Annotated in this window: 14 protein-coding genes and 2 tRNA genes; 11 read left to right on the forward strand and 5 right to left on the reverse strand. The window is 70.4% G+C overall.

Going from position 1 to position 12070, the window contains the following annotated elements:
* The first annotated feature begins 75 nt into the window (after positions 1-75).
* The 3 genes from OO69_RS38290 (at position 76) to OO69_RS38300 (ending at position 918) form a co-directional block, all read left to right on the forward strand.
* A tRNA-Ser gene (locus OO69_RS38290) sits at positions 76-166 on the forward strand.
* 195 nt (positions 167-361) lie between these two features.
* Positions 362-434, forward strand: a tRNA-Arg gene (locus tag OO69_RS38295).
* A 262-nt stretch (positions 435-696) separates the two neighbouring features.
* On the forward strand, positions 697-918 hold the full coding sequence (locus tag OO69_RS38300; protein WP_033285538.1) for a hypothetical protein: 222 nt from the start codon (positions 697-699) through the stop codon (positions 916-918).
* 413 nt (positions 919-1331) lie between these two features.
* Here the strand turns inward: OO69_RS38300 and OO69_RS38305 are convergent, their stop codons facing one another.
* Positions 1332-1769 carry a nuclear transport factor 2 family protein gene (locus OO69_RS38305; RefSeq protein ID WP_234444637.1) on the reverse strand — a complete coding sequence of 146 codons (438 nt, stop codon included), beginning with the start codon at positions 1767-1769 and terminating at the stop codon, positions 1332-1334.
* A complete protein-coding gene (locus OO69_RS38310) occupies positions 1766-2623 on the reverse strand; it encodes an NmrA family NAD(P)-binding protein (RefSeq protein WP_033285539.1) in 858 nt (285 codons plus the stop codon). The genes OO69_RS38305 and OO69_RS38310 overlap by 4 nt, the downstream gene beginning before the upstream one ends.
* A 111-nt stretch (positions 2624-2734) precedes the next feature.
* Between OO69_RS38310 and OO69_RS38315 the strand changes: the two genes are divergently transcribed.
* Positions 2735-3679 (forward strand): AraC family transcriptional regulator, encoded by a 945-nt coding sequence (locus tag OO69_RS38315; protein WP_033285540.1) that lies wholly within the window; start codon positions 2735-2737, stop codon positions 3677-3679.
* Here the strand turns inward: OO69_RS38315 and OO69_RS38320 are convergent.
* A complete protein-coding gene (locus OO69_RS38320; RefSeq protein ID WP_051801515.1) occupies positions 3660-4475 on the reverse strand; it encodes a class I SAM-dependent methyltransferase in 816 nt (271 codons plus the stop codon). The two genes, OO69_RS38315 and OO69_RS38320, sit on opposite strands and share 20 nt — an antisense overlap.
* Before the next feature lie 9 nt (positions 4476-4484).
* Here OO69_RS38320 and OO69_RS38325 point away from each other — a divergent pair, with 9 nt between their 5' ends.
* Entirely contained in the window at positions 4485-5426 is a 942-nt protein-coding gene (locus OO69_RS38325; RefSeq protein ID WP_033285541.1) for a phosphotransferase family protein, read from the forward strand.
* Here OO69_RS38325 and OO69_RS38330 read toward each other — a convergent pair.
* Positions 5410-5922 carry a GtrA family protein gene (locus tag OO69_RS38330; RefSeq protein ID WP_051801517.1) on the reverse strand — a complete coding sequence of 171 codons (513 nt, stop codon included), beginning with the start codon at positions 5920-5922 and terminating at the stop codon, positions 5410-5412. The two genes, OO69_RS38325 and OO69_RS38330, sit on opposite strands and share 17 nt — an antisense overlap.
* A 145-nt stretch (positions 5923-6067) precedes the next feature.
* Positions 6068-6550, reverse strand: a complete 483-nt coding sequence (locus OO69_RS38335) for a MarR family winged helix-turn-helix transcriptional regulator (protein WP_033285542.1) — start codon at positions 6548-6550, stop codon at positions 6068-6070.
* A 92-nt stretch (positions 6551-6642) separates the two neighbouring features.
* On the opposite strand from OO69_RS38335, the gene OO69_RS38340 reads away from it, so the two are divergent.
* The 6 genes from OO69_RS38340 (at position 6643) to OO69_RS38365 (ending at position 12064) form a co-directional block, all read left to right on the forward strand.
* A complete protein-coding gene (locus OO69_RS38340; RefSeq protein ID WP_033285543.1) occupies positions 6643-7017 on the forward strand; it encodes an HGxxPAAW family protein in 375 nt (124 codons plus the stop codon).
* Between the two features lie 36 nt (positions 7018-7053).
* A complete protein-coding gene (locus OO69_RS38345) occupies positions 7054-7944 on the forward strand; it encodes a DUF2797 domain-containing protein (protein ID WP_078652759.1) in 891 nt (296 codons plus the stop codon).
* Positions 7945-8031: 87 nt separating this feature from the next.
* Positions 8032-8499, forward strand: a complete 468-nt coding sequence (locus tag OO69_RS38350) for a hypothetical protein (RefSeq protein WP_033285603.1) — start codon at positions 8032-8034, stop codon at positions 8497-8499.
* 13 nt (positions 8500-8512) lie between these two features.
* On the forward strand, positions 8513-9475 hold the full coding sequence (locus tag OO69_RS38355) for an amidohydrolase family protein (RefSeq protein ID WP_234444638.1): 963 nt from the start codon (positions 8513-8515) through the stop codon (positions 9473-9475).
* Positions 9476-9695: 220 nt separating this feature from the next.
* Positions 9696-10436, forward strand: a complete 741-nt coding sequence (locus OO69_RS38360) for a response regulator transcription factor (protein ID WP_033285546.1) — start codon at positions 9696-9698, stop codon at positions 10434-10436.
* Positions 10433-12064 carry a sensor histidine kinase gene (locus OO69_RS38365; RefSeq protein WP_033285547.1) on the forward strand — a complete coding sequence of 544 codons (1632 nt, stop codon included), beginning with the start codon at positions 10433-10435 and terminating at the stop codon, positions 12062-12064. The genes OO69_RS38360 and OO69_RS38365 overlap by 4 nt, the downstream gene beginning before the upstream one ends.
* The last annotated feature ends 6 nt before the right edge of the window (positions 12065-12070 follow it).

Genomic DNA, 12070 nt, shown 5'->3' on the forward strand with positions numbered 1-12070 from the left:
AGGCGATTGGTGACACCGCGCTCGTCTGTGTCATCATCTGCACGCACCTTCCGCGCTCGCGCGGGTGGTTGTGCTGGAGGCGTCGCCTAGTCCGGTCTATGGCGCCGCACTGCTAATGCGGTTTGGGACGCAAATCCCATCGAGGGTTCAAATCCCTCCGCCTCCGCACCTCGTCGAAGCCCCGGTCCGAGCGACCGGGGCTTCGGTCGTTCCCGGAACCCCTCCGCAAGGCCGTTTTCGCAGCTCACAAGGGGTATGGCTAACGGATTTCACATGGCGGCGGCAGTCATGTAATGTTCTTCCTGTCGCCGCGAGCGGGCCGGAAGGGCCGGGAACGACGAAGGAAAACAAGAGAAAACAAGCACTCGTAGCTTAACGGATAGAGCATCTGACTACGGATCAGAAGGTTGCAGGTTCGAATCCTGCCGAGTGCACATCTGACGAGAGGCCCCGGAGCGATCCGGGGCTTCTCGCGTGTGTCCCTCGTGCTGTCCCTGGCGCGTATGCCCCGGCGTCCGTTGTTTCGAAGGCCGGTGGCGGATTCTGGTGGTTCCGGTGCGGGTCCGGGAAGGGCCAGGTCAGGGGCGTGAGGGGTACGTCCGGGGCCTCGAAGTGGTTCCCGAGTGCCCGATCTGTGATGAACAAGCGATGTGGACGGCCTCAGCGAGTGGCGTGTCTAGGCCCATACTGGAGTCAATGACAAAGCCAGCTGCACCGAAGCGCTATTTGCCCACCAGTCCCTTCAAGGCCCCGGCCGCGGCGGCACCCAAGCAGTTCGCCGTGGGCGACCAGGTCACACACGACATGTACGGCCTCGGCCGGGTCATCGGCATCGAGGACGGAATCGCGGTGCTCGTCGACTTCGGGTCGGTCCAGGAGCGCATCCTGAGCCCGTACTCCAAGATGAGCAAGCTGTAGGACCGCTGTGCCCGGTTCACGGCACACCAGGTCCTAGCGGCCTGTAACGAACGGGAGACCTCTCATCGAACTGACCTCGCTGTTCTCCGCCCCGGAAGGGGCGTCCCGCCAGTCCAGCGCGGGATCGCCCCCTCCGGCGACGAACCCCTTCCAGGCCCCGGACTTCGGGGAGGACGAGACGCTGCTGCTCGACGACGGGCAAGCATCCTTCTCGGACATGGACGAGGTTTTCCGCAGGGCGGGCTAGTCAAGGCGGGCCGGGCTTCCACGGCCACGACGGGCCGGTTCTCCCCGGCCATGGCGGGCCAGGTTTCCACGGCCGGGTCCGGCGAAGCCCCGTCAGTCGGCAGCGAGCCATGTGCCTCGCTTTCCGCTGCCTTCTTCCGCTTCCGCCCGCTTTCTGCGGCGGTCTTTCAGCGACCCTCGGCGGGCCACCCCGTGGCCCGGAACACGGCGACGGGGTCCAGATAGTCGCGCCAGTGCGTCACCTTCCGGTCCTTGACGATGAGCACGGAGACGAAGTGGTTGTCGTAGACCCGCCCGGTGCGGACAGCCCGTCCGTGCACCGCGTACTCGAGGACGACCACGGACGTCCGTGGGTCCCGGTGGACGGCCAGTCCGTCCGCGCTGTGCAGCAGCATGACCTCGCCGTAGCCGCGATACAGGTCCGCCACCGCCCCGCGTCCCTCGACCCGGCGCGGGTAGCCGGGCACGGACACGACGTACTCGACGACCACGTCCTCGGCCAGCAGCCCGAAGAAGTCATCGCCGTCGACGAGCCCCGCGAGCCCTTCCCGGACGATCCGGAAGAACGGGTCGAGCGCCGCGAACTCGCCCATGTCCTCGGTCACTTCACCACCGCCGGGGATGCCCAGGCACCGGCGTCGCGCCGCGCGAAGTCGGCGAAGGCGGTCGGCGCCCGGCCGGTGACCTTCTCGATGTCGTCGTTGGGCCTGGAACCGTTCCCGGAGACGATCGCCCCGGTCAGCCAGCGCAGCATCACCGCGTAGTCGGCGGGGACGACCCCGGCCGCGACCGCACCCCCGATCCACACCTCCGGGTCGATGTCCTGATGCCGGACGGGCCGGCCGCTCACGGCGGCGATGGCGTCGGCCACCTCGGCGACGGTGAGCGCCTGCGGTCCGGTCGGCGCGTACCGAGCCCCGTGATGGCCCTCGGGGTCGAGGAGCGTCTCCACCGCGACGGCGGCGATGTCGCCCGCGTCGACGAAGGCTTCCCTACGGCCGCCGGTCGGCACCGTGATCACACCGTCGACGACCGGCAGGTGCGCGTCGCTGAAGTTCTGCATCACCCACGCGGGCCGCAGGATCGCGTGCGTGAGGGTGTCCCGGGCGGCGAGATCCTCCTCCACGGCCCTGATGTCGACGTCCGGGGGCGCCAGTTGGCCGCCGTAGGTGCTCAGGTAGGTGACGTGACGTACCCCCGCGGCCACGGCGAGGTCGAGGAACGCGGCCACCTGGTCGGCGTAGGAGATCCGCAGGACGGGGGTGACGAGGTAGAGGCGGTCGACGCCGTCGAGGGCGGCGGGGTGGGTGGCCGGGGCGTCCCAGTCGAAGAGGACGTCGGCGCCGTGGCGGGCGGCGGTGCGGGCGGGCAGTCCTCGTTCGGGGAGCTGCCGGGCCATGAGGGAGCCGGTGCGGCCGGTGCCGCCGAGGACGAGGGCGGTGGGGGGTGATCCAGTCATGACTCCATCGTGGGAGGGGGACGGGAGCGGATCAATGCGTGAATCGCTTGATTCGTTACGTCAGACGCTCGAAGAGGTCCTTGTCGGGGCCGCCCGACGGATACTGATCGGGTGGACATACTGCACGACCGCCTCGCGCGGGCCCGCGCCTCCGGTGCCGTTTTCGCGCGGACGGTGGCCGAACCGCCGTGGGGACTGCGGCTGGCCGGGTCGATCCAGCTGGCCGTGCACACCGTCGTACGGGGGCGGGGCTGGCTGTGGCTGGACGACCCCGGTGGTGCGGTGGAACTCGTCCCGGGTGAGGTGACGCTCGTGCGCGGCGGCCCCGATCACCACATCGGGCACGAGCCGGGCGCGGAGTGCCTGGAGCCGGAGGAGTTCCGGAACAGGCATGCGCGGGACGGGAGTTCGGAGGATCCGCGGGCGACGGTGTTCCTGTGCGGTGCGTACCGGTTCTCGGGGGACATCGGTGCCGGGCTGTTGGAGGCGCTGCCGCAGGTGCTGACGCTGTCGGCGGCGGTGGGGGATCCGTTGCGGGACGTGATCGGGCTGCTCTCCCACGAGTTGGCGACTCCGGCGCCGGGCGAACCGGGCGGGCCCACGGTCCTGGACCGGCTCCTGGACGTCCTCCTGGTGCTCGCCATCCGCAACGACTTCCGGCGCAGCCCCAACGCGCCCCGCTGGTACCGGGCTTGTGCGGATCCCCGCCTGAACGCGGCGCTCCAGGCCGTCCACGAGAACGCCGGCCACCCCTGGACGGTGCCCGAACTCGCCGCGATCAGCGGCCTGTCGAGGGCGGCCTTCGCCCGCACCTTCCGTGACGCCCTCGGCCAGACCCCGATGCAGTACCTCACCGACTGGCGGATGGCCCTGGCCCGCGACCACCTCCGCACCGGCGACCTCACCCTCACGGCCATCGCCCACGCCGTCGGTTACACCTCGCCGTACGCCTTCGCGGCGGCCTTCACCCGCAACCACGGGGAGCCGCCGGGGAGTTGGCGCCAACGGGAGTCGCACCCGGGGAAGGACGCCACCCTCAGGGGTTCGCACGGATGAGGACCAGGGACCCTTCGTAGACGTCCGCGTCCCGCAGCGCCCCGTACCGGGAGTCCCAACTCCCGTCCTCCAAGGCGGCCTTGATGCTGCCGACGTACTGCCCCCGCGTCTCCTCCGCCACAAAACTCCAGGCCGAACAGGCCTGAACCGCACCGGGATCGAGAAAACTCTCCGGCCGCCCGAAGTAGGCCTCGTTGAAACCGTCCGTGCAGTCGGAGGGGATGGGTACGGGGGTGACGGTGACGGTCCCTCCGAGGGCGTCGGCGATCCCCTCGACGGACGGATAGCGCCGGGCCTCGGTGTCCAGCACCAGGGGCGCGTACTCGTACAGCCAGAACTCCCGTACCAGCGCCGGATCGCAGGTCAGCACGGCGACAGGTCCCCGGGCCACCCGCCGCATCTCCCGCAGCCCGGCGGCGGGATCGCTCCACTGATGCACGCTGAAGGTGGTCATCGCCGCATCGAACACCCCATCACCGAACGGCAGTTGCTCGGCCACCGCGTCAACTGCCCTGACCAGCCCCGGCCCCCGCTGCTCCCGCATCGCCCGCGACGGCTCGACGGCGGTGACCCGCAACTGCCCCGGTTCGTACGACCCGGCCCCCGCCCCCACGTTCACCACCATCTCCACGCCGTCCCCGAGCGCCTGATGAACAACCCGCGCGATCCGCGGATCCGGCCGCCGATAACTGCTGTACCCCGCGCCGATGGTGCCGTAGTCGACGTCACCGGCACTGCCGTCGGGGTCGTCGGGGTCGTCGGGGTCGTTGCGGTTGTTGGGGAGCGTTTCGTCCACACTTCCATCATGGTCACCCACCGCCAAGATCACACCGCCCACTGGACGCGGTACTTCGCCGGGCGCGGTCACGGACAGGTCCAGCCGCTCGCCGCGGGTGTCGAGGGTGCCGTCTACCGGCTCGGGGACGGGGCCGTCGGGAAGGTGTGGAGCGGTCGGCGGCCGGGCGGGGTGGAGCTGATGCGGCGGGTGTACGCGGACATCGCCGGGCACTCGGCGTCGTTGGCCTTCGCCACGCCGGAGATCCTCGGCGTCGAGGAGCATGAGGGCGTACTGGTCACCTACGAACGGGAGTTGGGCGGTGTCCCACTGCGGGCCGACTCGGCGGTCGTGGCGCCGGGACCGGAGTTGGCCGCGCGGGAGACCGATGCCCTGCTGACGGTGGTGCGCGGGCTGGCCGCCGTGCCCGGTACCGAGGCCATGCGGCGGCTCACCGTGCAGGGTGATGATCGGGCCCTCTGGGAGGGGCACTCCCGGTTTCCCGACGCGCTCGCCGACCTCGTCCGGCGTGCCGTTCGGCGGCATGGGGGTCTGCTCGCCGCTTGGGTTCCCGGCCTCCCCGGCATCGTGCGCGAGACCGTGGAATCCCTGCGGGCGCTTCCCGACGGTGGGCCGGTCTGTGTCGTGCACGGGGACCTCGTGCCGCCCAACGTCCACGTCGATGACAGCGGCGCCCCTGTGGCCGTACTCGACTTCGGGTTCTTCACGACCGCCGGGGATCCGGCCTTCGAGGCCGCCGTGGCAGCAGCCGTATGGGACATGTACGGGCCGTACGCGGAGCGGCATACCGTCACGCTCACCCGGTTGTTCGCCGAGGAGTTCCGGTACTCGCCCGGCACGCTCGTCCTTTATCAGCGGGCGTACGCGCTGGCGACCTACGACCTGTTCTCGTCGGACGGTGGGGACGGGCATTTCCGTTGGTGCGTGGGGGTGCTTACGCGGCCGCGCTGAACGCGGAGGGGCCCACCGGGATCGTGATGGTGGTGGTGCGCGGGGCGCGGTCCGCGAAGACGAACAGGCGCAGGACCAGGAAGCGGCCGATGCCCGCGAGGCCGGAGGCGCTGAGGTAGACGATCTGCTCGGTGAGCATGCCCGGGGAGGGCTGGACGGTGTGGAGGATCAGGATCGCCGCGGACGTCGCCGCGTAGGCCGCCGTGGCCGAACCCGCCGACTGCCAGTGCTCGCGCCAGCCCGGGCGGCGGCCGGTGCCGAAGGTGAACAGGGCGTGCAGCTCGGTGCAGAGGATCGTCGAGGCGATCGTGATCAGGGCGTTCGCCGCCGCCCACGGCATCAGCGCGGCCAGCATCGGTACCGCCGCGCTGGACAGCACCCCGACCCCGCCGCCGCACACCACGAACCTCACGAAGGACGCGAACGGGCCCGGGGCGGCGGCCGCGGGGGTCGTCCCGGTCGCGGTTCCCGGCTTCGGCGAGAGCAGCGACTTCATGGGATTTCCCTCCGTACGACGGCCGTTGGGCCTCTGCCGGATCTCTGTCACCGGCTGAGGTCAACGATGCCGTCGTACGGGTCCGGGCACGATGAAGCGGTCTCCCGGACCGTTGGTGTAGCGGGCTGTACCAAGGGGGTCGGGTTTACCCCCTGTCCCGCGCCCGGAGTTCCTCGATGTAGTCCTGCGCCAGCGTCGACGTCCGCGTGAACCAGTCGTTCAGTACGGCGATCTCGGCGGGGGAGTAGTCGGCGAACTGGGCGTTGAGGCGGTCGTAGTAGGGGCCGTAGAGGGCGACGACCCGGGTCACCGCGTCCGGTACCGAGGCCACGCGGACGCGGCGGCGGTCGGTCGGGTCGGGGACGCGGGTGATGAAACCGGCGCGCTCCAGGCGGTTGAGGATGCCGGTCACCGCGCCGGTCGTGACGTGGGCGTGTTCGGCGAGGTCGCCGGCCGTGAGGAGGTTCTCGCCGGCCTTGAGGACGCAGCCGAAACAGAGGAGATCGGTGACGTTCAGGCCCAGCCGCTCGGCCATCTCGTGCTGGCCGAGCTGGGCGGTGGCGATGAGGGAGTCCATCGCGTCCAGCGCCTGGGCCGGGGTGGCGGTCGGGCGAGGCTTGGCTTGCATCGTTATTGCCTTAGCTTGTGAGAGGTTTCTACTCTAAACTTCTTAGGTGGTGAGAGACTTGCTGTCCGTCTGGGCTCCGAGGGAGGCCGCACATGAGCGCACATCAGTATGACGAGGGGCATACGGTCGCGGGCTGGACCGGATTCGGTATCGCGACCGTCGGGTCGACCGTCGCGGGGGTGGGGGTGTGCACGGTGTCGGCCCTGCTGATCGGCGCCGGGCTGGGGATCGTCGTGGTGAGCGTGCTGGTCACCTGGGCGCTCCATCTCACCGGGTGGGGCAAGCCGCCCGGGCGGCGGGACCGGGAGCAGTGGGGGATGCGGGTGCGGGACCCGTCGGCGCGGGCGGGGCATGCGGGGTGTGTCGGGTGCCGGTTGGCCGGGCGGGGGCGGGGGCGGGGGCGGGTGGTCGAGGAGTACGCCGTCGTGCCGCGCGAGTCCGCTCGGGCCGGTGAAACCGCAGGCTGACGCCGATGTCAGTGCCGCCGTCTAGTCTCGTGAGCGATGGCACGGACATGGAAGTGCTCGGGGCTGCGGTGGGCGGCGGACGGTCCCGAGCTGAAGTGGGACGGCGGGCGCGGGAGCCCGTTGCCCCGGGGGAAGCGGGTGGCCTTCGAGGTCGCGGAAGGGGGCGGGCGGACATGTGTGGGGGCGCGGGGGCACGCCTGTCCGGTGCGGGCGGCGGTGCCGGAGCGGAGTACGGGGGCGCGGTGCGAGGAGTGCGCGCGGCTGGACCGGGCGCACTCGGTGGCCGCCGACACCATCGCGGACGACCCGCGGCCGTACCACGTATACCTGGCCTGGTTCGGCCCCGGCCTGCTCAAGGTCGGCATCACCGCCGAAGAGCGGGGCTCCGCGCGGCTGCTTGAACAGGGCGCCGTCTGCTTCAGCTGGCTGGGCCTCGGCCCGCTGATGGCGGCGCGGCGTTCAGAGGAGTTGCTGCGCGCCGCGCTGCGGGTCCCGGACCGGATCCCCTACGCCGAGAAGCGCGCCGTCCGTTCCGCGCTGCCGACGTCGGCTGAGGAGCGGGCCGCCGAGATCGCCGACCTGCACGTCCGCGCCCTCGCGCTGCGCGAATGGCCGGAGTCGCTCCACCGCGAGCCATACCGCCCCGTGGACCACGTCGACGCCTTCGGCCTCACGGGACTCCCGGCCCCCGTCGGCGAGGTGAGCGGGTTGGTCGCGGGCGGGGTGGTCAGCGGGGAGGTCGTCGCGGCGGCGGGGCCGGACATCCACCTCGCGACCGGGCGGGGCGTGGTCGTGCTGGACACCCGGCTGATGACGGGGTGGGAGTTGATCCCCGCGGGTTCCTCCGGAGGTGACACGGGTGGATTCACCGTGCCGGTACGGGAGTTCAGGCGGGAGGTGCCGGGGGTGCAGGAGGGGTTGTTCTGATGCCGGTTCCGGCGGCGTGGCCGAGGTGACTGCCGTCATCGGACAGGGAGACGGCGGGGAAGGGGCAGGGAGGTAGTCGGTATGGAAGTGCCCGTCACCGTCCAGTGGGTCCGGACCTCCTGGACGAAGCGGTCCCGTGGCGGTGAGGCCGCCGCCCGGAGGAACGCGGTGCCGGTCGGGTTCGCCTTGCCGGACGACGCGCCGCCGCTCGCCCATGTCGTCGAGATCCGTGAGTGGGAGGACTTCTCACCGTGCGACAGCCGGGCGGAGCTGAGGCACGTCAGCACCGAACTCCGCCGGGTGGACGGCCGGTTGCGGGTGTTCCCCCGCGTGATGCACGAGCTGCCGCCCAGACCGCGCAGACCTCCGGCGGTGCGGCTCGTGCCGGGGCAGTGGGTCCGGTGGCAGCTCAACTACCGCTTCAGCAGCGCGGCCGGTGTGCGGGACTGGTCGTACTGGCTGGACACATTCAACATCGCCTATGGGCCGGTGACCGCCGACGTGTTCCTGGGGACACCCGACTTCCGTGTGGATGAGCAGGGCCCGGTTCGATAGGGAGGATCAAGACATGGATGCCGAAGCAGCGGAAGTACCAGGAGCAGCGGAAGTACCAGGAGCACCGGAAGCCGCCGGAGTGACCGAAGCCGCCGGAGCGGCCGAAGCGCTCGAAGTCCAGGCCTTCTGGCGGCGGCTGGGCCTCCCCGGGCTGATCGACGTGCACACGCACTTCATGCCCGAGCGGGTGCTCCGCAAGGTCTGGAGTTACTTCGACGCCCTCGGGCCCGCGACCGGCGGAGCCCTGGAGTGGCCGATCACCTACCGGAGGGAGGAGGCGGAACGGGTCGCGCTGATAAGGGAGTTCGGGGTACGCGCTTTCACCGCCATGCTCTATCCGCACAAGCCCGGGATGGCCGAGTGGCTGAACGGCTGGGCCGTCGACTTCGCCGCCCGCACCCCCGACTGTCTGCACACCTCGACTCTCTTCCCCGAGCCGGGAGTCGAGGGCTATGTCCAGCAGGCCCTCGACGCCGGGGCCCGCGTGTTCAAGGCGCACGTACAGGTCGGGGCGTACGACCCCGCCGACGAACTCCTCGATCCCGCTTGGGGGTTGCTCGCCGAGAGCGGGACGCCCGTGGTGATCCACTGCGGGTCGGGGCCCGCGCCCGGCAAGCACACCGGGCCCGAGCCGGTCGGGCGGGTGCTGGCCCGGCACCCCCGGCTGCGGCTGGTGATCGCGCACATGGGGATGCCGGAGTACGAGGACTTCCTGGACCTGGCCGAGCGGTACGGGGAAGTGCGGCTGGACACGACGATGTCGTTCACGGACTTCAGCGAACGCCTCGCGCCCTTCCCGCCGCACGCGCTCCCCCGCCTCGCCGCCCTCGGCGACCGCGTCCTGCTGGGCAGCGACTTCCCGAACATCCCCTATCCCTATCTGCACCAACTGCGCGCCCTGGAGTGCCTGGACCTCGGCGACGACTGGCTGCGCGCGGTCTGCCACGACAACGGGGCGCGGCTGTTCGCACGGTGAGGACGAGCTGAGAGTCCCGCAGGTACGGGTGATGCGTGGAGAACGTGCAGATACCGGGGAGAGAGGGGCGGGTCCGGGCGCGATGCACGGCTCCATGACCCCTGGATGAGCGCTGGGCAAGCGCTTCCAAGGTGTTCCCTGAGTGATGCCTGTGAGTTTCTCAGGAAAATCACAGACTCTAGAAAGCGTGCTCTTAGAGGACCCCGACAAGGTGTCCACTATGACCACGACCTCGCCCCAGGGGCGCACCGAACTGCTGAGGCCGGACGGGAGCCCCGTCCGAGTGCTTGTGGTGGACGACGAGCTGTCGATCACCGAGCTGCTGTCCATGGCCCTCCGATACGAGGGCTGGCAGATCCGCAGCGCGGGTGACGGGACCGGCGCGATCCAGACCGCGCGCGAGTTCCGGCCCGACGCAGTCGTCCTCGACATGATGCTGCCGGACATGGACGGCCTGACCGTTCTCGGGCGGATGCGCAGAGAGCTGCCGGACGTCCCGGTGCTGTTCCTGACGGCGAAGGACGCCGTCGAGGACCGTATCGCCGGGCTCACCGCCGGCGGCGACGACTACGTCACCAAGCCCTTCAGCCTCGAAGAGGTCGTCGCCCGGCTGCGCGGACTGATCCGCCGCTCCGGTGCCGCCGACCGCCGTTCGGACTCCGTGCTGATCGTGGGTGACCTCACCCTCGACGAGGACAGCCACGAGGTGTCGCGGGCCGGGGAGGGCATCCACCTCACCGCGACCGAGTTCGAGCTGTTGCGCTTCCTCATGCGTAATCCCCGGCGTGTACTCAGCAAGGCGCAGATCCTCGACCGTGTGTGGTCGTACGACTTCGGTGGGCAGGCCAATGTGGTCGAGCTCTACATCTCGTACCTCCGGCGCAAGATCGACGCCGGTCGTGAGCCGATGATCCACACCCGGCGCGGTGCCGGTTACCTGATCAAGCCCGCGGCCTCATGAGCGGGCGACGACGGCCGCGTGCGCAGAAGAAACGAGCGGGTAAGCCGCGCACCCTGCGGACCCGGCTCGTCGTCGCGTCCGTGACGCTGATCGCGGTGGTGTGCGCGGTGATCGGTACGGTGACGACGTTCGCGCTGCGGTCGCATCTGTACGAGCAGTTGAACGGCCAGCTGAACGAGTCCGCCTCGCGTGCGTCCGGTTCGTTCGGGCCGCCCGGCGGCGCCCAGCAGCTCAAGGGCGGTCTCGGCGCGCCCGGCGGGCAGAAGGGGCAGGTGCAGGCGCAGCAGACCAAGCTCGACGACTTCGTCAAGGGGCCGCAGCCCCAGGGCACCATCGTGGCCAAGGTCGTGAACGGCTCCATCACCGATGCCCGCCGAGGTGAGAAGTCGGCGAGCACCTATCAGATGACCGCGAAGACGCTCACCAAGGCCCAGCTCGCCGCTCTCGGTTCCGTCCCCCAGGACAACAAGCAGCACACCGTGGAGATCCCGGGAGTCGGCGACTTCCGCGTCGAGTACAAGAGCGGGGACAGCGGCAGCTACTACGTCGCCGTTCCGACCTCCACGGTCGACAACACCATCAACACCCTCATCCTCGTCGAACTCAGCGTCACCGCCGCCGGCCTGGTGGCGGCGGGCATCGCCGGCTACGTCCTCGTCGGCGTGGCCACCCGCCCCCTGCGCCGCGTCGCCTCCACCGCCACCCGCGTCTCCGAACTCCCCCTCCACACCGGCGAAGTCACCCTCAACGAACGGGTCCCCGAGTCCGAGACCGACCCGCACACCGAGGTCGGCCAGGTCGGTGCCGCGCTCAACCGGATGCTGGACCACGTCCACGGCGCCCTGCACGCAAGGCAGCAGAGCGAGATGCGGGTACGGCAGTTCGTGGCCGACGCCAGTCATGAGCTGCGGACGCCCCTCGCGTCGATCCGCGGTTACGCCGAACTGACGCGCCGCGGGCGCGAACAGACCGGCCCGGACACCAAGCACGCCCTCGGCCGCATCGAGTCCGAGGCGGGCCGTATGACCCTCCTCGTAGAAGACTTGCTGCTCCTTGCCCGGCTCGACGCGGGCAGACCGCTGCAGTTCGACCAGACCGACCTCATCCCGCTCGTCGTGGACACCATCAGCGACTCGCGCGCGGCCGGCATGGACCACAACTGGCGGCTCGACCTGCCCGACGAACCGGCCCTCGTGTCGGCGGACGCGGCCCGTATCCAGCAGGTGCTCATCAACCTGCTGGGCAACGCCCGCAAGCACACACCACCCGGTACGACGATCACGGCACGGGTGCAGAGACGCGGCCCGTGGATGTGCGTGGACGTGGAGGACAACGGCCAGGGCATCCCGCCCGATTTGCTGCCGCATGTCTTCGAGCGGTTCGCGCGCGGCGACTCGGCCCGTTCCCGCTCCACGGGATCGACGGGTCTGGGCCTCGCCATCGTGCAGGCGGTCGCGACCGCACACGGCGGCGCGGTCACCGTGGACAGCGTTCCCGGACGCACGGTGTTCACCGTCCATCTGCCCGCGCTCGCACCGGCCGTGCCCGCGCCCGCCCCCGAAACGAATTGGCAATCGCACTCACAGGCACAGCACAGTGCCACCACATGGGTGCAACAGGGCGCTTGAGGAGAG

Source organism: Streptomyces sp. NRRL F-525 (assembly GCF_000716605.1).
Taxonomy (GTDB): Bacteria; Actinomycetota; Actinomycetes; order Streptomycetales; family Streptomycetaceae; genus Streptomyces.

Excerpts from the sequence above, each read along its gene's own strand:
- OO69_RS38300 (WP_033285538.1), top strand. The coding sequence starts at position 697 with ATGACAAAGCCAGCTGCACCGAAGCGCTATTTGCCCACCAGTCCCTTC.
- OO69_RS38310 (WP_033285539.1), bottom strand. The coding sequence starts at position 2,623 with ATGACTGGATCACCCCCCACCGCCCTCGTCCTCGGCGGCACCGGCCGC.
- OO69_RS38325 (WP_033285541.1), top strand. The coding sequence starts at position 4,485 with ATGGTCACCCACCGCCAAGATCACACCGCCCACTGGACGCGGTACTTC.
- OO69_RS38330 (WP_051801517.1), bottom strand. The coding sequence starts at position 5,922 with ATGAAGTCGCTGCTCTCGCCGAAGCCGGGAACCGCGACCGGGACGACC.
- OO69_RS38335 (WP_033285542.1), bottom strand. The coding sequence starts at position 6,550 with ATGCAAGCCAAGCCTCGCCCGACCGCCACCCCGGCCCAGGCGCTGGAC.
- OO69_RS38340 (WP_033285543.1), top strand. The coding sequence starts at position 6,643 with ATGAGCGCACATCAGTATGACGAGGGGCATACGGTCGCGGGCTGGACC.
- OO69_RS38345 (WP_078652759.1), top strand. The coding sequence starts at position 7,054 with ATGGCACGGACATGGAAGTGCTCGGGGCTGCGGTGGGCGGCGGACGGT.
- OO69_RS38355 (WP_234444638.1), top strand. The coding sequence starts at position 8,513 with ATGGATGCCGAAGCAGCGGAAGTACCAGGAGCAGCGGAAGTACCAGGA.
- OO69_RS38360 (WP_033285546.1), top strand. The coding sequence starts at position 9,696 with ATGACCACGACCTCGCCCCAGGGGCGCACCGAACTGCTGAGGCCGGAC.
- OO69_RS38365 (WP_033285547.1), top strand. The coding sequence starts at position 10,433 with ATGAGCGGGCGACGACGGCCGCGTGCGCAGAAGAAACGAGCGGGTAAG.